The sequence below is a fragment of the Maribacter forsetii DSM 18668 genome, from assembly GCF_000744105.1.
GTDB classification, from domain to species: domain Bacteria; phylum Bacteroidota; class Bacteroidia; order Flavobacteriales; family Flavobacteriaceae; genus Maribacter; species Maribacter forsetii.
On the sequence record NZ_JQLH01000001.1, the window covers coordinates 319,014 to 338,355 of the forward strand.

General features: G+C 36.0%; 19 protein-coding genes. 13 read left to right on the top strand and 6 right to left on the bottom strand.

Annotation, left to right across the window (positions count from 1 at the left end; translation table 11 throughout):
• Window positions 1–61 precede the first annotated feature (61 nt).
• Window positions 62–1,774 (bottom strand): M28 family peptidase, encoded by a 1,713-nt coding sequence (locus tag P177_RS01395; RefSeq protein WP_036157569.1) that lies wholly within the window; start codon window positions 1,772–1,774, stop codon window positions 62–64.
• 20 nt (window positions 1,775–1,794) lie between these two features.
• Window positions 1,795–3,246: a M20/M25/M40 family metallo-hydrolase gene (locus tag P177_RS01400; RefSeq protein WP_036151105.1), complete on the bottom strand. Its 1,452-nt coding sequence runs from the start codon at window positions 3,244–3,246 to the stop codon at window positions 1,795–1,797.
• Between the two features lie 147 nt (window positions 3,247–3,393).
• Between P177_RS01400 and P177_RS01405 the strand changes: the two genes are divergently transcribed.
• The gene (locus P177_RS01405; protein WP_036151107.1) at window positions 3,394–4,686 is read left to right on the top strand and encodes an aminopeptidase P family protein; all 1,293 of its coding nucleotides are present in this window, start codon (window positions 3,394–3,396) and stop codon (window positions 4,684–4,686) included.
• A gap of 9 nt (window positions 4,687–4,695) precedes the next feature.
• Window positions 4,696–5,466 (top strand): exodeoxyribonuclease III, encoded by a 771-nt coding sequence (locus tag P177_RS01410; RefSeq protein ID WP_036151109.1) that lies wholly within the window; start codon window positions 4,696–4,698, stop codon window positions 5,464–5,466.
• Window positions 5,467–5,514: 48 nt separating this feature from the next.
• On the opposite strand, the gene P177_RS01415 is transcribed toward P177_RS01410, so the two are convergent.
• A complete protein-coding gene (locus P177_RS01415) occupies window positions 5,515–6,135 on the bottom strand; it encodes a fasciclin domain-containing protein (protein WP_036151111.1) in 621 nt (206 codons plus the stop codon).
• A gap of 92 nt (window positions 6,136–6,227) precedes the next feature.
• Entirely contained in the window at window positions 6,228–7,505 is a 1,278-nt protein-coding gene (locus tag P177_RS01420) for a branched-chain amino acid transport system II carrier protein (protein WP_036151112.1), read from the bottom strand.
• Window positions 7,506–7,758: 253 nt separating this feature from the next.
• Between P177_RS01420 and P177_RS01425 the strand changes: the two genes are divergently transcribed.
• The gene (locus tag P177_RS01425; protein ID WP_036151114.1) at window positions 7,759–7,995 is read left to right on the top strand and encodes a hypothetical protein; all 237 of its coding nucleotides are present in this window, start codon (window positions 7,759–7,761) and stop codon (window positions 7,993–7,995) included.
• A gap of 12 nt (window positions 7,996–8,007) precedes the next feature.
• Here the strand turns inward: P177_RS01425 and thiL are convergent, their stop codons facing one another.
• Complete coding sequence (thiL, locus tag P177_RS01430; protein WP_036151115.1) at window positions 8,008–9,051, bottom strand: thiamine-phosphate kinase; 1,044 nt, start codon at window positions 9,049–9,051, stop codon at window positions 8,008–8,010.
• Between the two features lie 98 nt (window positions 9,052–9,149).
• The gene (locus P177_RS01435; protein WP_245232989.1) at window positions 9,150–10,559 is read right to left on the bottom strand and encodes a Gfo/Idh/MocA family protein; all 1,410 of its coding nucleotides are present in this window, start codon (window positions 10,557–10,559) and stop codon (window positions 9,150–9,152) included.
• A 500-nt stretch (window positions 10,560–11,059) separates the two neighbouring features.
• Between P177_RS01435 and P177_RS01440 the strand changes: the two genes are divergently transcribed.
• The 10 genes from P177_RS01440 (at window position 11,060) to P177_RS01485 (ending at window position 19,279) form a co-directional block, all read left to right on the top strand.
• The gene (locus P177_RS01440) at window positions 11,060–11,389 is read left to right on the top strand and encodes a HesB/IscA family protein (protein WP_036151117.1); all 330 of its coding nucleotides are present in this window, start codon (window positions 11,060–11,062) and stop codon (window positions 11,387–11,389) included.
• A gap of 76 nt (window positions 11,390–11,465) precedes the next feature.
• The gene (sufB, locus tag P177_RS01445; protein ID WP_036151119.1) at window positions 11,466–12,911 is read left to right on the top strand and encodes a Fe-S cluster assembly protein SufB; all 1,446 of its coding nucleotides are present in this window, start codon (window positions 11,466–11,468) and stop codon (window positions 12,909–12,911) included.
• A 61-nt stretch (window positions 12,912–12,972) separates the two neighbouring features.
• The gene (gene sufC, locus P177_RS01450) at window positions 12,973–13,725 is read left to right on the top strand and encodes a Fe-S cluster assembly ATPase SufC (protein ID WP_036151120.1); all 753 of its coding nucleotides are present in this window, start codon (window positions 12,973–12,975) and stop codon (window positions 13,723–13,725) included.
• 79 nt (window positions 13,726–13,804) lie between these two features.
• Complete coding sequence (sufD, locus tag P177_RS01455) at window positions 13,805–15,121, top strand: Fe-S cluster assembly protein SufD (RefSeq protein ID WP_036151121.1); 1,317 nt, start codon at window positions 13,805–13,807, stop codon at window positions 15,119–15,121.
• A 131-nt stretch (window positions 15,122–15,252) separates the two neighbouring features.
• Entirely contained in the window at window positions 15,253–15,912 is a 660-nt protein-coding gene (locus P177_RS19265) for a porin family protein (protein ID WP_051941671.1), read from the top strand.
• 111 nt (window positions 15,913–16,023) lie between these two features.
• Window positions 16,024–16,617 carry an outer membrane protein gene (locus tag P177_RS01465; protein WP_036151122.1) on the top strand — a complete coding sequence of 198 codons (594 nt, stop codon included), beginning with the start codon at window positions 16,024–16,026 and terminating at the stop codon, window positions 16,615–16,617.
• A gap of 75 nt (window positions 16,618–16,692) precedes the next feature.
• Window positions 16,693–17,907, top strand: coding sequence for an aminotransferase class V-fold PLP-dependent enzyme (locus tag P177_RS01470; protein ID WP_036151124.1), 1,215 nt, complete (start codon window positions 16,693–16,695; stop codon window positions 17,905–17,907).
• A 73-nt stretch (window positions 17,908–17,980) separates the two neighbouring features.
• Window positions 17,981–18,406 carry a SufE family protein gene (locus tag P177_RS01475; RefSeq protein ID WP_036151127.1) on the top strand — a complete coding sequence of 142 codons (426 nt, stop codon included), beginning with the start codon at window positions 17,981–17,983 and terminating at the stop codon, window positions 18,404–18,406.
• Window positions 18,407–18,410: 4 nt separating this feature from the next.
• Entirely contained in the window at window positions 18,411–18,743 is a 333-nt protein-coding gene (locus P177_RS01480) for an SUF system Fe-S cluster assembly protein (RefSeq protein ID WP_036151130.1), read from the top strand.
• Window positions 18,744–18,772: 29 nt separating this feature from the next.
• Window positions 18,773–19,279: a DUF2480 family protein gene (locus P177_RS01485; RefSeq protein WP_036151132.1), complete on the top strand. Its 507-nt coding sequence runs from the start codon at window positions 18,773–18,775 to the stop codon at window positions 19,277–19,279.
• Window positions 19,280–19,342: the final 63 nt, after the last annotated feature.

The window sequence follows — 19,342 nt, forward strand, 5'->3', positions numbered from 1 at the left end:
TGATGGTAAGTTACTGATTACTTATGCTCTTGGCAAACTGTAATGTCATTTGACTGGACTTCTATTTTAGTGATGCTTTTAATTCTTTCGATTTCGCTTGTATTTCTTTTTGGGCTTTAGAAATAGCCGCTTTAATGTCAGCATTATTATTGGTGTTAATGTCATTAATAGAATTGAGCGATGATAAATACCACTCTTCCCAAGCCGTAATAATTTGTTCTTCTTCTTTAAAGGAGCTTCCATTTTTAAGTGCAGATTGGCTGAGTTCTGCTTCGTCCTCTAATCGTAGATTTGCTCGCTTCTTAAGATTTTCAATTTGTGCTTGGGCAAAAACATCAGATGCATTTGCCAATTCTAGTCCACTAACCAAAGCCGCTGTGCCCACATTTTTTAGAGTTTCTTGAGATACCTTGTCAATGCGGTCATTATCGGTATGGTAAAATTTATCTGTAAAGTGCCAAAGTAAAAGTCCGGGAATGTTAGCCTGTAAAAACGGAGTATGATCACTACCACCTTCAAAAGGGTTTGTTTCTACTACCCAATTAGCATATTCCCCTTGCTTTTTAAAGTTTGAGATAATAAAATCATTGAGATAGTGGGGTTTCATATCCGCTAATTTTAAGACCTCACCACCCCATTCGCTGTGTTTGTCTTTACCACGGGTCCAAATGGCACTTGGGTCTGGCATTTTTTCAATTAAGAAAGTGCCCCCAGTTACCGCGGTGTTTTCACCGACCATATCTAAACTAATTCCCCACTTAATGCCTTTAGCTCGTTCTGGGTCTTCTTGAATATACCGGTTGGTAGAAATAATTTCATCTCCCCATAAAAAGGTCATGCTACGCTTAAAATCTATTTTGTTTTCCGTAAATAATTTAGCGGCTGTTTTAGCCATTTCTAATTGTGTGCCAACGCCAGTTGCATTATCATTTGCGCCCGGTTCTTGAATATGTGCGCTGTACACCAAACGCTCATCCGGAAATTCATTTCCCTTAATATCCGCAACAATAGTTAATTCTTCTGATGGATATCTTTTGGTCTGGATATTCACCAGAACGTCTGTTCTTCCTTTTTTAAGCTGTGCTATTAATTTCTCTTTTGCCGCATAGGATAGTGCAATGCCCCAAAAATTGCCATCATCCTGAGAAGGAAGACTTCTAAATTGTATGGAAGTAGTGTTCTTTTCTGGTTGTAAATATGCGGGATTATCATAAGTAAGAATCCCCAAAGCACCATTTTCTATGGCTGATTTGTAAAGCTTTCGAACATTCATTTCTGCAAATACCACTTTGCCTTTAACAGAAACTGACTCTAGTTCATCAACAGTTTTAATCCAAGCTACTGCTGCTTTTAAACCATCTTTAGGAGTTGAAACCGAATTTAAATAAGTCATGTTTCGGTTGGTTTCCGATAATAGCAAAGGTTTTTCATTACCAACAATCTGCAATGATGCAAATAAGGGTTCCCAAGTTTGGTGGGTCATTGCCCGTTTTTCAATACGGTAGGTAAATCGGTTACCTTTCTTAGCTTTTTCTTCTAAAACGTAACCTGCCGTTTTTAAACTATCTGCAATAAGGTATATGGTTTTATTAAAACCGGTATTGCCAACTACGCGCCAATAATCTTCTACAAAATCTGTGGTCTCGTACGCTAGCTGACCTGTAAATTCTGGACGTACAAGTTTAAAATAATCAACTTGTTTTTCTTCAACATGCTGTGAGCATCCTGTTAAAAATGAAAGGCAGAGTAGTGCGGGTACAATTCCCTGCCTCATGATAATTTTTTTGACTACGGTTATTCTTCCCATTTCCACTCATTACCAATGATCAATTTTTCTTTTAAATCATTTTTAATCATAAATTCTTTAGTGGTTTCGCTATCCATTTTAGTTGCAGGTAATGTTTCTGCATTTGCTACGGCATATAACATCATAGTCCCAAAACGAGCCGTGTTTTTCATGTGGTCTTCATTTACCAAATTGAAATCATCACAGTCAGAATGGTAGCACCCGTAAATAGAACGGTCTAAATTGCTGTGTACAGATAAAATTGGCACACCTTCTAACATAAACGGTTGGTGATCGCTATGTAGCCCTGACTTATTTGAAAACTTATTTTGATAGATGGTATCTTGCTTTTGAATTGCAGCTCCTAAATCTGTAAAGAATTGCTCATTATCTAACTGTCCACCAGCGTTCATGCCAATAGGGTTGCCGGACATATCTAAATTCATCATGTATTTGATATTGTCTATCGTATTGTTTTCAATTGCTTGTTCTACCAAATATTTAGAACCTAGTAATCCTTGTTCTTCTCCCATGAACATCACAAATTTTACCGTACGCTTTGGGTGTAGGTTATTTGCTTTAAATGCTCGTGCAATGTCTAGTACTGCAAAAGAACCAATACCATTATCAATAGCGCCAGTGGCTAAATCCCAAGAATCTAAGTGACCACCAATAACAATTTCTTCTTCCGGAATCTCTGAGCCTGGTAATGTTGCTACCACGTTTCTAGCTTTGATGACATCACTTGTATTGGTCATGTCAATTTTAGCAGTTGCTTTCTTAGTTTTTAAAGTTTCTTTCAACGCCATACCATCTTCCTTACCAATACATACTGCGGGAATCGGAATCAATTCTCCAGTAACCGATGCAGTACCTGTTAGTAGAACACCATTGTCCACTTGGTTGATGATGATGATACCAATAGCACCATACTTAATGGCTAAAGCTGTTTTTTCACTTCTGTGTAAATTGGTAAGTCCCTCTTCGCTATCTGGTAAAATATTTATGTAGACTAAAGAAATCTTTCCTTTAACGGCATCTGGGTTAGCTGCGTAATCTGCATCTAGACCATTACCCATATCTACAATTTCGCCGGTAACGTGTGCTTCTACAGGTGCGTGACCTAAAGTAACTACTTTAATATCTTCATCATTAATTGCTAAAGAAACCTCGCCTCTTGCCCAAGCCTCTACCTCAAAAGTTTGGTAGGCTACATCTTCAAAACCGTATTCTTTAAATTTATTATAGGTATACTCTTCTGCCTTAGCACCGTTGGTAGAACCCGTAAGTCGTTGACCAATAGTTTCAGTGGCTTCTTTTAATGCACTGTAGCCTTTAGAATTTGCTTTGATTTCGGTATCAATACGTGCAAATAATTCAGCTTGTGATTCTTCTTTTTTGGTTTCTGAGCATGCCTGTAGACATAAAGCGCCTATAAATAGGTAAGCTATTTTTTTCATGAGTTGTTTGTGTTTGGTTTAGGTATACAAGTTAGCCAATTTGTAGTTAAGAATATGAGTAGGTGTTCTTGTAAATCTTACAATTCTATGCCCTATTTTTTAAGGAAACAACACATAATGCTTAATTTTATATCAAAATAAGAATTCATGAAATACGATCAAATACCTAACTCCCTGTTTATAAAGAACCGTAAGAAGTTTATGGACCGTATGCAGCCTAAAAGCATAGCTGTTTTTAACTCTAACGATATCTACCCTATTGGTGCTGATAGCGTTTTGCCTTTTGAGCAGCATAGAGATATCTTTTACCTTTCTGGTGCTGATCAAGAAGAAACGATTTTAGTATTATTTCCAGATGCCATTAATAAAAAACACCGCGAAATACTTTTTGTTCGTGAAACTAATGAACATATTGCCATTTGGGAAGGTGAAAAATTGACAAAAGAGAAGGCTACGGAAGTTTCAGGTATAGAAACAGTTTGTTGGTTACAAGATTTCGAGAAAATATTTTTCGATCTAATGACTGAAGCTGATACTATATATTTCAATACCAATGAGCATTATAGACAAGCAGTAGAAACGCAAACGCGTGAAGACCGATTTATAAAAAAATGCAAGCGAGAATATCCAGCTCATAAAGTTGCCAAGAGCAACCCAATTCTTCAAGAGATTAGAGGAATTAAAGAACCAGAGGAAATAGATATCATGCAAACGGCATGTAATATTACTGAAAAAGGATTTCGTAGGCTGCTTGGTTTTGTGAAACCGGGAGTAATGGAATATGAGATTGAAGCAGAACTATTGCACGAGTTTGTTAGAAATAAATCGAAAGGTTTTGCATACCAACCGATTATTGCTTCTGGAAATAATGCCAATGTACTTCACTACTTAGAGAATAATAAACCTTGTAAAGATGGCGATTTAATTTTAATGGATACCGCAGCAGAGTATGCGAATTATTCTAGCGATTTAACTAGAACTATACCCGTTAGTGGAAAATTCACTAAACGCCAAAAAGAAGTATATAATGCCGTTTTACGTGTTAAAGACGATGCTACTAAAATGTTGGTGCCGGGCACGCTTTGGGCAGAGTATCATAAGGAATGTGGTAAACTGATGACTTCAGAATTACTGGGACTAGGGCTACTGGATAAGGCAGATGTGCAGAATGAAAATCCTGATTGGCCTGCGTATAAAAAATACTTTATGCATGGTACTAGTCATCACATTGGGTTAAACACGCATGATTACGGAGCATTGAAAACACCTATGAAAGCGAATATGGTCTTTACCGTAGAACCGGGTATTTACATTCCGGCAGAAAATATGGGTATTCGTTTAGAAGACGATGTAGTCATTCAAGAAAAAGGAGAGCCTTTTAATTTAATGGCGAACATTCCTATTAAGGCAGATGAGATCGAAGAATTAATGAACAAATAAGAGCATAGAATGAAATTAGTATCGTGGAACGTTAATGGCATACGGGCTTCCGTAAAAAAAGGTTTTGAAGATATCGTTAAAGATTTTGATGCAGATGTGTTTTGTGTTCAAGAAACAAAGGCACAAGATGATCAGGTTGCCGAAGCATTGAAAGATATTACCGATTACGAGCTTTTTAGTAATAGTGCCGAGCGAAAAGGTTATTCTGGAACCGGAATTCTTTCTAAAAACAAACCTGTAGCATTCCATAAGAATATGGGTGTTGAAATCCATGATTTGGAAGGTAGGATCACACATTCTGAATTTGAACATTTTCATTTGATTAATGTGTATATACCTAATAGTGGTAGCGGATTAAAACGTTTAGACTACCGCGCCGGATGGGATAAAGATTTTACCAATTACCTAAAAGAGCTTTCAGAGTCAAAGCCTTTAATTATTACTGGCGATTTTAATGTAGCACATACCGCAAACGATTTGGCGAACCCGAAGAGTAATTACAACAAAACATCAGGATTTACACAGGTTGAAATTGACGGATTTGAAAACATGCTAAAGGAAGTGAACTTGGTAGATAGCTTTAGAAAGTTACACCCCAATACGTTAGATAAATATACCTTTTGGAGTGCACGAGGTGGTGCACGAGGACGAAATGTAGGCTGGCGTTTAGATTACTTTTTGGTAAGTGAATCTATTTGGGATAAGGTAAAATCTGCCGAAATTCATGATCAGGTTATGGGTAGTGATCATTGCCCTATTAGTTTAGAAATAGAGTTTTAAAACAAAAAAGGCCCATTACAAATGGGCCTTTTTTATATTGTGTGCTTTTTACATTCCAGGTAATACAACAGTATCAACTACATGTATAACACCGTTAGATTGGTTTACATCTGCAATTGTCACAGTAGATATATTACCCGCTGCATCTTTTAATTGAACCTTCTTTCCTTTTAGCATAGCGGTTAAAGTGCCACCGTTTACTGTAGTTAATTCAGCTTTTCCGTTACCTTCTTTAATCATCTTCATTAAATCCATAGCGCTGACTTTTCCAGTAACTACATGGTATGTTAAAACCGATTGTAATTTCGCTTTGTTTTCAGCCATTAACAAGGTCTCAACAGTCCCTTTTGGTAATTTCTCAAATGCTTCATTTGTAGGGGCAAAAACTGTAAATGGACCTTCACCTTTTAAAGTTTCTACTAATTCTGCTGCTTTTACTGCTGCAACTAGAGTTGTGTGGTTTTTTGAGTTCACTGCATTTTCAATGATGTTTTTATTAGGGTACATTTCAGCGCCACCGACCATCTTGGTCTCCATCATCATTTTTTCTTTTTTCATCATTTTCTTACCCTTCTTCATTTCCATAGTAGCGTCTTGTGCGAAAGATGAAGTAGTAAGACCTAAAGTTAAGGCAAGAGTGGCAAGTTTAATCGTATTTGAAATTTTCATAATCTAATTTTTTAGTATACCTCACTTACGGAAACCAAATGGCGAAGGTTTGGTTTTTGGGTATGAATTAGATGAAATACGTTTTCAGTAATTTATTTTTTGTTGACGTTTATATAAATATTGAAAATTACGAACACAATCAAAGCTGGCAAGACCCAGCCTAAACTATACTGCTGAAGCGGAATCCACGAAAACGTATTTGATTCAGGTGTTAATGCTCCGATACTTCCCAAGAAATCAGGAATACTAAATAGTATGGTGGCTATGGTAACAGCTCTAAATACCAAAGATGATGCATATTTATCTGGCACTACATTTAATAGAATCAGGATAATAGTTATAGGGTAGATAAACATTAAAGAAGGTATTGCTACGGCAATAATATAGGCGACATTGAATTGTCCTACTAAAACACCTAATACACTACCAAATATTGCCATAATAGTATAAGCCAGTTTTGACTCCTTAAATCTAGAGGCTACAAAATCTGCCGTACCGGTCACAATTCCTACTGCGGTGGTAAAACATGCCAAGCCGACTAGTACGCTCAAAAATAAATTACCAATGTTTCCTAGGCTTTGTATAGCCAAACCAGACAATAACTCAGTTCTAGTGGTATCGGCATCGAATATAGAATGTACTAAAGATCCGGAAAGTATGAGTCCCATATAAATTAAGAACAATGCCAAACCGGCAAACCAAGCAGCTTTTCTGATCAATGTTTTCTTATCCTCATAAGACGCATTTACATATTTAAGGTTGATCGATATAATAATAACGCCACCAACAACGACAGCACCAATGGCATCGAACGTTTGGTAACCTTCCAGTATGCCGTTCGTAAACGGACTAACAATTGTGGTACTTCCAAAATCAAATGGAAACGAGAAAATAGTAATTCCTATTATAAAAAGAAGAATTAGAATTATTGCAGGAGTTAATATTTTACCGAGTATGTTCAATATTTTAGAACGATTCAAAGCAAACAGTAAAACCAAGCCAAAATAGAAACTACTTGTATACCATGAGGAGATGTCCCAATAAGGTTGAATGGCTATTTCATGTGTCACCGAAGCTGTTCTAGGGCTAGGGAGTGCAATAGCAATGGCATAAATGAAGAAGGCATAGATTAAACTGAACATTGGCGATACTTTGTTTCCAAAATCAATTAGCGTGCCTTGTAGTTTTGCATGCGCCAAAATACCAAGTACGGGAATAGCTACTGCAGATAGTCCAAAACCAATTGTGACTATAAGCCATTGGTCACCTGAATTAAAACCTAATAATGGTGGTAAAATAAGGTTGCCCGCTCCAAAAAAAAGAGAGAATAGGGCAAAGGCAGTAATTAGGGTTTCCTTCTTTTTAAACATGGATACAAATTAAGTGAAAGATTATTAAAAAACAGACAAGCCAAGGTTTTTCATTTTCTAAAACAGCAAAAAAAAGCGCATTGACAACAGGTTAGGTAAAACTCACAACAATTAGTGGTTCAGTCGGTTAATATGCGGTACTTTAACAAAAGGAAAATAAGCGTATGCAAATTTCCTTGAGTTTCAACCTAATATATTAATCGCATTTTCTCGATCACCCAAATCGAATTTTTTGCAAAAAACATCCTACAGCATGAAAAAATTATTCTGCAGCATTTTCGGACATCACTACGCAATTTCAAAAAAAGTAACTTCTCATATTAAAGAGTACAAGTGTATTCATTGTCAAAAAGAAGTAACTACTGACGTAAGCGGTAATCTTTCTGCTTTAACACCAGAATTACAAGATATCAATAGAACTTTAGAGCATATTTATCAAAGAAGGCACACTGCTTCGCACGAACACGCGCAAACGCAACAAGTAGCATAATTTGTATTGCCGTTAGTTAAATGAATTCCAACCCTGTGCGGTCAAAGGAATTTTTGTATTACTCCTTGAAATTAAGAATGCACCTTCGTCTTTTCCTGTAGTATGACCTATGACGGTCAAGTTTGGATTGCCCTTAATTTTCGGGAATTCTTTTTGGTCTATGGTGAATAACAGTTCATAATCTTCACCACCACTTAATGCTACAAGGGTACTGTCCATTTTGAACTCTTCACAAGCAGAGATTACTGTTGGATCCAAAGGAATTTTGTCTTCGTAAAGGTCTATTCCCAATCCGCTACTCTTGCTTAAATGCAGAATCTCAGATGAAAGTCCGTCACTAATATCGATCATTGATGTTGGGTGAACTTCCAATTGTTTTAATAATTCAGGTATATCCTTTCTCGCTTCTGGCTTCAATTGGCGTTCTACGATGTACGAATACGGTTCTAAGTCTGGCTGGCTATTAGGATTCACTTTAAAAACTTCTTTTTCACGCTCCAATACTTGTAATCCCATATAAGCGGCACCTAAATCTCCGGTGACTACCAAAAGATCGTTTGGTTTGGCTCCTGAACGGTAAGTAATATCTTCTTCATTTGCGATACCAATTGCGGTAACGCTGATCATTAATCCTGTTTTAGATGAGGTCGTGTCACCACCTACTAAATCAACATTATACGTTTTACAAGCTGTTGCTACACCTGCATATAATTCTTCAAGGGCTTCAAGTGGAAATCTATTTGAAACCGCGATCGAAATGGTTACTTGGGTAGCAGTTGCATTCATGGCATAAATATCAGATAAATTTACCATGATCGATTTATAGCCCAAATGTTTTAAAGGCATATAGGCAAGGTCGAAATGTACGCCTTCTATTAAAAGATCGGTACTAATGACTGTTTTTTTATTTTCATAATCGAGAACGGCAGCGTCATCGCCAATACCCTTTAGGGTTGATTTCTGAGTATGTTCAAAATTCTTGGTAAGGTGTTCTATGAGTCCGAATTCACCTAATTTCTCTAACGATGTTCTTTCTTGTTCTTTATCTTCTAGCATGTTGCAAAAATAAGAAGTAAAACAAGATGAATGGTATAAAAAATCCCGAAGCTGAAAAGCTTCGGGATTACTGTTGAAAATATGAATTTATTTGTGGTTTACCCTACCGAATAACCGTCTCTATAGGTACGTTTCACGTATTTGTTTGCAGGCTCAAAATTAGTAATCTTCATATTGGCTGCATCCCACTGTAAACGTTTTCTGCCGTGGTATTGTTTTCCACCACCCCAGAAGCTTTGGTTTTCTACCGTTGGATCTACTTCAAAATATGATTTCAACGCCAAGTTACCTATTAAAATACTTTCTGTAAATGGTCCAGCATAATCAAAAGATGAACTTGTTTCCGCATTTCCGTAACCGGCCATACAAGCGTTTACCCATTGTAAGTAGTGCCCTTCTGGTACACGAGCAATGGTTTGTTCAACTTCAAACTGTTCGTTTAATGACAATGGAAGTAAACGCGGATTTGCTCCGTAGCAATCTGCCATTAATTTTCCTTTTGTTCCAATGAACAGTACGCCACCATCCCAGTTTCCTAAGGCTTCGTCATCGCCTAACTCTTCTGGTCTTTCAGGTAGTAGTCCGCCATCCATCCAAGTAACTTTTATTTTCCCTTTACCATCCGTTCTTGGGTAGCTAAGGTGTATTTTACTGGAATTCGGGAAACTCTTCGGGTAATCTTTATATTGGAAATTTCCGCTGAAAGAGTCGGAGACACTACATTCTACAGTATCAGGATATAAAATGGGAAGAATTCTATATACCGGATCCATAATATGACAGGCCATATCGCCTAAAGCACCTGTTCCAAAATCTGACCAACCTCTCCAATCAAATGGCAGGTAGGCATTATTGTAATCTCGCATTTGTGCGGTACCTAACCAAAGATCCCAATTCAAACCTTTTGGTACGCGATCTTTTTTAGTGGGTGTTTGCAATGCCTGTGGCCAAATAGCTCTGTTTGTCCAACATTTTACGGTGTGTACTTCCCCAATAATGCCAGTATCATAAATTTCTTTCATGGTACGTACGCCATCACCGGAACCACCTTGATTGCCCATTTGTGTAACCACTTTGAATTTTTTGGCAGCTTCGGTCAACATTCTTGCTTCCCAAATATCGTGGGTCAAAGGTTTTTGTACATAGACGTGTTTACCCATTGACATTGCCTGGTAAGCTGCAACGGCATGGTTGTGATCGGGTGTAGATACTGAAACGGCATCAATATTTTTGCCTTCCTTGTCTAGCATTTCCCTAAAATCGTTGAAATAACTGGCTTTTGGGAATGCTTCTCTAGAGGCAATTGCCTGCCTATTATCTACATCGGCAAGAGATACGATATTAACATTGGGGCTCTCGGCAAAAGAAGCGATATCGCTCTGGCCTTTACCACCTACCCCAATACCGGCAATATTTAATTTATCGCTTGGTGGAATATATCCGGTGCCCCCCAAAACGTGTCTGGGTACAATCATAAAACCGGCTGCCGCCATACCGGTATTTTTCATAAATTTTCGGCGGGTGTTGTTTTTGATGTTTGATTTGTTGTGTGACATAAGTTGTTGTTGTTTGATTTGGTAATGAATATACTTGAATTCTTTCAATTTTATGGGAGGTTGTACTATATTATGAAATCTGGTCTATCTCATTTGGTATCTTTAAGTGTTGATTGTAAATTGATTGTGGTAAATCAGGTGTTTGGTTTTTAACATTTTTCTTTGCTTTTTTAGAAGTCATAATGCAATGCGTTTTGAATATTTGATAGATGTTTTTTTTACGTATTCTTCATGTATATTCAGGTGGAAGCATGATGACGGTTTGCAATTATCTTTTAGCTATTTTAATTTGTTGAATTTGTACAGTTGATTCTTGTAAAATGAATTGATGTTATTCTACTTTATCATAGTAATTCTCTATGAACTTATACTTTATAATAATGTAAGGTTCTATGGTAAAAACCTACTTATAACGTATATTTGTAAACTATTTTAGATTAAATCCAGATATTATGATTCAAGTATCAGAAACGGCTAAGCAGAAAGTCATCAACCTTATGACAGAAGAGGGTTTTGATGCTGCTACAGATTATGTACGTGTTGGTGTTAAGAGTGGCGGATGCAGTGGATTATCTTACGAGTTAAACTTCGATAATAAAAAGGATGATGCTGATAAAGTATTCGAAGACAATAACGTACGAATTATTGTAGATAAAAAGAGCTTTTTATATTTAGTAGGAACCATATTGGAATACTCAGGCGGACTCAACGGAAAAGGGTTTGTTTTTAATAACCCAAATGCACAAAGAACGTGTGGTTGTGGTGAGAGTTTTTCATTATAAAAGTTAAGTTTAGAATATGTAAAATCATATGTGAGTAGCTTTTAACTCATTACATTTTACTTATTACATAGAATATATGGCATATACAGAAGAAGAATTAAAGAAAGAACTGGAAACCAAAGAGTACGAGTATGGTTTCTATACAGATATTGAGTCCGAAACGTTTCCCAATGGTTTAAACGAAGAAATCGTAATTGCCATTTCTAAGAAAAAGGGAGAGCCGGAGTGGATGACACTTTGGAGGTTGGAAGCTTTCAAATATTGGAAGGAAATGGAAGAGCCAGAATGGGCAAATGTACATTACCAAAAGCCAGATTTTCAGGCAATATCTTACTATTCAGCACCCAAAAAGGCAGACCCGAACAAAACATTGGATGATGTTGATCCAGAGTTGTTAGAGATGTACAAGAAACTGGGTATTTCTGTAGATGAGCAAAAGAAGCTTCAGAATGTAGCTGTTGATATTGTGATGGATTCCGTATCCGTAGCAACTACATTTAAAAAGACCTTGGCAGAAAAAGGTATTATTTTCTGTTCTATTTCAGAGGCTATAAAAGACCATCCTGAATTAGTGAAGAAGTATATTGGATCTGTAGTACCGAAAAGAGATAACTTTTATGCCGCATTAAACTCCGCTGTTTTTTCAGATGGTAGTTTCTGCTACATTCCTAAAGGTGTTCGTTGCCCAATGGAATTATCGACATACTTTAGAATTAACCAAGCAGGTACAGGTCAGTTTGAGCGTACCTTGGTTATTGCAGACGAAGATAGTTATGTAAGTTACCTTGAAGGTTGTACGGCACCATCACGTGATGAGAACCAATTACACGCAGCAGTCGTAGAGTTAGTAGCTCTAGATGGTGCAGAGATAAAATACTCAACGGTACAAAACTGGTTCCCTGGTAATAAAGAGGGTAAAGGTGGTGTATTCAACTTCGTTACTAAAAGAGCTATTTGCGAAAAGAACGCTAAAGTATCTTGGACACAGGTTGAAACAGGATCAGCAGTAACATGGAAATATCCTTCTTGTATATTAAAAGGGGATAATTCTATCGGTGAGTTTTATTCTATTGCCGTAACCAATAATTACCAACAAGCAGATACCGGTACCAAAATGGTGCATATAGGTAAGAATACGAAGAGTACGATTATTTCAAAAGGTATTTCTGCTGGTAAATCTCAAAATAGTTACCGTGGTTTGGTGCAGGTGAATAGCCGTGCCGAAGGTGCTCGTAACTTCTCTCAGTGCGATTCTTTATTAATGGGTAACGAGTGTGGTGCACATACCTTCCCGTACATTGAGGCAAAGAACAAAAGCGCCATGATAGAGCACGAGGCTACAACAAGTAAAATTGGTGAAGATCAAATTTTCTACTGTAACCAAAGAGGTATTGATACCGAAAAAGCAATTGCATTGATTGTAAACGGTTTCAGTAAAGAGGTATTGAATAAATTACCAATGGAGTTTGCTGTTGAAGCACAAAAATTATTGGAAATTAGTTTAGAAGGTTCTGTAGGATAAAAAAAGTAATTAAGATTTTAGTAAAACGCCGTAGGCGCCACAATATTTAAAGTAACATATTATGTTGAAAATTAAAGATCTACATGCTAACGTAGACGATAAGGAAATATTAAAAGGAATTAACTTAGAGGTAAAAGCAGGTGAAGTACATGCTATTATGGGACCTAACGGTTCTGGTAAAAGTACTTTGGCTTCTGTAATTGCCGGAAATGAAAATTTTGAGGTTACTCAGGGTTCAATTGAATTAAGTGGTGAAGATTTAGAAGATGTTTCTCCAGAAGAAAGAGCACATAAAGGTGTTTTTCTATCTTTTCAGTACCCAGTTGAAATTCCTGGTGTTTCCGTTACCAACTTTATGAAAACGGCAATCAACGAATCTCGTAAGGCAAAGGGTCTTGAGGATATGCCAGCTAAAGATATGTTGAAGCTTATTCGTGAGAAATCCGAGTTATTGGAGATTGATCGTAAGTTCTTATCTAGATCATTGAACGAAGGTTTTTCCGGTGGTGAGAAAAAACGTAACGAGATTTTTCAAATGGCAATGTTAGAGCCTAAAGTTGCCATATTGGATGAAACCGATTCTGGTTTGGATATTGATGCTCTACGTATTGTTGCTAGTGGTGTTAACAAATTGAAGAGTAAGGATAATGCGGTAATCTTAATTACGCACTACCAACGTTTGTTAGAATATATCGTACCAGATTATGTACACGTTTTACATAATGGTAAAATCGTTAAATCTGGCGGTAAAGAACTTGCGCTAGAGTTAGAAGAAAAAGGATACGACTGGTTAAAGCAAGAAACAGCGGTGTAATTAAGTATACAGTATTCAGTGGCAGTAATTTGATATTACGAACTGCCAACTGCTACTGCAAACTGGCAACTGAAAAAATATGGATTTAAAAGATAAATTGATTTCCTCTTTTATGGCATTTGAGAACAACGTGGATGTAGAGCATCCAGTACACGATGTTCGTATGGCAGCTATAAAAAACTTTGAGGAAAAAGGATTTCCTTCTAAAAAGGAAGAAGCTTGGAAATACACGTCACTTAATAGTTTACAGAAAGTTGATTTCAGCATTTTTCCAAAGGAAGACAATGCATTGGAATATAAAGATGTAAAACGCTATTTTCTTCACGAAATAGATTCTTATAAGATTGTTTTCGTTGATGGTATTTATAGCTCTTACCTTTCTGAAACTACACATGACGGCGTAGATATTTGCCTAATGAGTGCTGCATTGACTAAGCCAATGTACAAACCGGTAATAGATGTGTATTTTAATAAAATTGCAGCTAAAGAAGAGTCTTTGACTTCTTTGAATACAGCTTTTAGTCGCGAGGGCGCTTATATCTATATTCCAAAGAATAAGATGCCTAAAAAACCAATTGAAATTTTACATTTTTCTACAGGTAACGAGGCTTCTTTGTTATTGCAGCCAAGAAACTTAATTGTTGTAGAAGAAAATGCTGAGGTTCAGATTATTGAACGTCACCAAAGTTTAACTACCAATGAAGTGCTTACTAATGCGGTAACCGAAATATTCGCTGCAAAAAGTGCTATTGTAGATTTTTATAAAATACAGAATGATGCTGAAACGGCTTCATTGATCGACAATACCTACATTGACCAAAAGGATAAGAGTTTAGTAAAAATTCATACGTTCTCTTTCGGTGGAAAGTTGACACGTAATAACTTGAACTTCTATCAAAATGGAGAGTATATAGACTCTACTATGAAAGGGGTTACTATATTAGGAGAAAAGCAGCACGTGGATCATCATACTCTAGTGCATCATATTGAGCCTAATTGTGAAAGTCATCAAGATTATAAAGGAATCTATGGCGATGCTTCTACAGGTGTTTTTAATGGTAAGATTATCGTTGATAAAATTGCTCAAAAGACAAACGCTTTTCAGCAGAACAATAATATATTGATCAGTGATAAGGCTAGCATCAACACGAAACCGCAATTAGAAATTTTTGCCGATGATGTAAAATGCTCTCATGGTTGTACTATTGGGCAGTTAGATGAAGATGCTTTGTTTTATCTACAATCTAGAGGAATTCCTCAGAAAGAAGCTAGAGCATTATTAATGTATGCCTTTGCAAATAACGTATTGTCTTCTGTTCGTATTCCAGAACTAAAGACTAGAATAAATAAATTGATTGCTAAGAAGCTAGGGGTGAACCTTGGGTTTGATTTGTAGAAAAGAACGATTTACTTATAGTATATTGTTATAAAACTTAAAAAAGCGACACTTCATCAGTGTCGCTTTTTTTATGATTTATTTTACCTATAAATTAACATCCTAATAAAAAACCAACAACCAATTTACTTATGAAAAAACACTATTTCTTTGTGCTTTCTTTTCTCATTTTTAATGCCTCTATTTGGGCTCAAGAATCTAGATTTGGTGTAAAAGCTGGATTAAATATATCTAATATAGATACCAATGATTCATTTTATGGTGATAATAGTCAGTATAAATCTTCATTTCATGCAGGGCTTTTTGCAGAGATACCGTTGAGTTCTAAATTTTATTTTCAGCCCGAAATACTATATTCTTCTGTTGGTGCTGTATATGAATACGATCTTAACTTTAGAAGTTTTGATTTAGAACCTTTAACTACAGACTCTTTTAAACAGGTGACTAAAAATAATTTTTTAGCAGTTCCTTTAACATTCAAGTGGTACGTAGGAGAACGTTTTTATATAAATGCAGGTCCACAAGTAAGTTTTCTTTTAAATACAGTAAGTAAAGCTAAAGGAGATGATTTGCCTGAATCTCTTTCTGAAGTCTACAGGTCTTCGGGAGATTTTAAATTAGATTATGGGGCTGTTCTTGGTGTTGGCTATACTATAAATGACGATTTAAATTTCGGTCTACAATATTATAGAGGGTTGAAAAATTTATTTGGAGATTCTGATTTTGGTATTATCGATCGTAAAGCTTATCATTCTGTATTTCAATTATCGGCATCATATTCTGTTTTTTAAATTAATTTCAAATAAAATTAACGGTTCGTTAGGGTATTCTTAACGAACCGTTGTATTTTCTTACATTGCTAATAAGCTATTTTCGTCGTACAAATAATTAACTTGAAATTTATGAAACGACTTTTACTTATTTCATTTTTATTATTCACTTCTATTATTTTACATGCTCAGGACCAGAAATGGAGTGTTGAGGCTAATTACCCATTCACATTAGATGATGGTACATTCTCTAATAATGATGGAGCAATTGATTTAGGTATAAAATACCGCTTTTTTAGAACAGACTTAGTTCGTTTGGGTTTAGACCTTAATGGTGGTTTTGTATATGACAAAGCAGGTAATAATAATGAAGATACGTTCAAGTCTAAAACATATCTTTTTCAACCAAAGGTGTTTGCGGAGTTTAGTGTGCCATTTGCACCAAAATGGCATCCTATGGTCGGTGTTGGTTATTCTGTTGTGAGTAATAATTTTAGTGGATCAATTTCAGGTACAGATTTTTCAGATCGAAGTGGGGCTGATGGAGGATTCAATTTTGATGTCGGAATCTCCTATGATATATCAAAAAGATTCTTTTTACAATTAAAGTATGATATGATATTACTTCAAGTTAAAGATGAGGTTGTATTTGATAATGAAAGAATAAACATTGATTTTAGAGAAAATATAGATCGCCTAAAAATAGGAGTAGGATTTAGATTCTAAAATAACATATTACAATACCCTTCATACCCGATATGTTTTCATTATCGGGTATCTTTGTATATAAGAAGATTGACTATGTTAGATATTAAAAAAATAAGGGAAGATTTTCCAATTCTTAAGCGAGAAGTAAATGGTAAGCCTTTGGTCTATTTAGACAATGCCGCCACATCGCAAACTCCGCAGCAAGTAATAGATGCTATTGTAGATTATTACCAGAACTACAACGCAAATATTCACCGTGGGGTGCATACACTTTCTCAAGAAGCTACCGATAAATATGAGCAGTCGAGAATAAAAATTCAGAAGCATTTTAATGCTGCAAAATCTTACGAGATAATTTTTACTTCGGGTACAACACACAGTATTAATCTTGTTGCAAACGGATTCTCATCACTTATAAAAAAAGGAGATGAAGTTATCGTTTCAGCAATGGAGCATCATTCTAATATTGTGCCATGGCAAATGTTATGTGAACGTACAGGGGCTGTCTTAAAAGTAATTCCTATGAATCTAGACGGGGAATTACTGATGGATGTTTATGAAGACCTATTATCCGATAATACAAAACTGGTTTTCTGTAACCATATTTCAAATGCGTTAGGAACTATAAATCCTATAGAGGAGATTATTGAAAAAGCTCACAAGGTTGGTGCTGCCGTATTAATTGATGGCGCGCAGGCTGCTCCACACTTAGTAGCAGATGTTCAAGCTTTAGATGTTGATTTTTATACTTGTTCTGCACATAAAATCTGCGGACCTACAGGTGAAGGTATGTTGTATGGCAAAGAAGAGTGGCTAAATAAATTACCTCCGTATCAAGGTGGTGGTGAAATGATTGCCGAAGTTACTTTTGAGAAAACTACATACGCAGATCTACCTCATAAATTTGAAGCGGGCACACCTAATATTTGTGGTGGTATTGCTTTTGGTGCTGCCTTAGATTATATGAATGCTGTAGGTTTTGAAGAGATCGCAAAGTATGAGCACGAGTTGTTAGAGTATGCCACACAAGAATTATTAAAGATAGACGGACTCAAAATTTACGGTACAGCAAAAAATAAGACTTCGGTTATTTCATTTAATATAGAAGGCGTTCACCCTTATGATATGGGCAGTATTTTAGACAAGCTGGGTATTGCGGTGCGTACAGGGCACCATTGCGCACAACCTATTATGGATTTCTTTAAAATACCAGGTACCGTACGTGCTAGTTTTGCCTTTTACAATACAAGAGAAGAAGTTGATGTACTAATCGCTGGTGTGTTGAAAGCTAAAAGTATGTTGTTATAATACAAACTTTCGCAGGTAATGTTAAGGTTTGAAATCCTTCAATTGTTATCGTATTTTTGCATAAAATAAAGCAATGGAAATTAAAGAGATACAAGAAGAGATTATAGATGAATTTTCCATGTTCGATGATTGGATGCAGCGGTATGAATATATGATAGAATTGGGAAAATCACTGCCATTGATCAAAGAAGAATTTAAAACCGATGATAATATTATAAAAGGTTGTCAAAGTAAAGTGTGGGTTCATGCTGAATTGGAAGAAAACAAATTGGTTTTCACGGCAGATAGCGATGCTATTATTACTAAAGGAATTATTGCCATTCTAATACGTGCATTTAGTGAGCAAAAACCACAGGATATATTAAATGCTGATACTCAGTTTATCGATGAAATTGGGTTAAAAGAGCATTTATCGCCTACGCGGGCAAACGGTTTGGTAAGTATGATCAAACAATTAAAGTTATATGCAGTAGCGTATCAAACACAAATTGAAGAATAAGATTATGAGTGATGAAAATATAGCTGAAGACAGCGCAGAGTTAGGGGAGAAAATCGTTAAGATTTTAAAGACCATATATGACCCAGAAATTCCTGTAGATATCTATGAACTTGGGTTGATATATGATGTTTTGGTCAATGAAGATAATGAAGTAAAAATCTTAATGACACTTACCTCACCTAATTGTCCGGTAGCAGAAAGTTTACCTGCAGAAGTTGAGGAAAAAGTAAAATCATTAGACGCTATAAAAGATGCTGAGGTAGAAATAACTTTTGATCCACCTTGGACACAAGATTTAATGAGCGAAGAAGCAAAATTAGAACTAGGCCTTCTTTAAATAGATATAGCAATTATAAAAATGCTTTTATGGCAGATGAAATTGTAAATAAAGTTGCGCAGAGTAAGCTCATTACTTTTAACCTAGAAGACTACTACCCAAAGGGTAATAGAGTAGTACTTGATATTAAAGATTGGCTTTTTGAAGGTTTTATATTAAAGGAAAAGGAATTCAGGGCTTTTGTAGAGGCACATGATTGGTCTCAGTATGAAGGCGCTTATGTTGCCATGCAATGTTCTACAGATGCTATAGTGCCAGGTTGGGCTTACCTTTTGTTAAGTATGAAATTAAGCGGTATTGCTAAAAAGGCAGTTCAAGGTTCATTGGTTGACCTAGAAACAAGTATATATCAATCTATAATTGAAAACATAGATGTTTCCGAGTATCAAGATAAATTATTGATCATTAAAGGATGCAGTAATAAACCTGTTCCTTCTAACGCCTATCTATTTCTTGCAGAGCGTTTAAAACCTGTTGCAAAGTCCATTATGTATGGTGAGGCATGTTCTTCAGTGCCTTTATTTAAAAGAAAATAACATTATCAATTTGATAATTTGTATCAAGTATTCTTACATTTGCGCCACTATAAATTATAAACA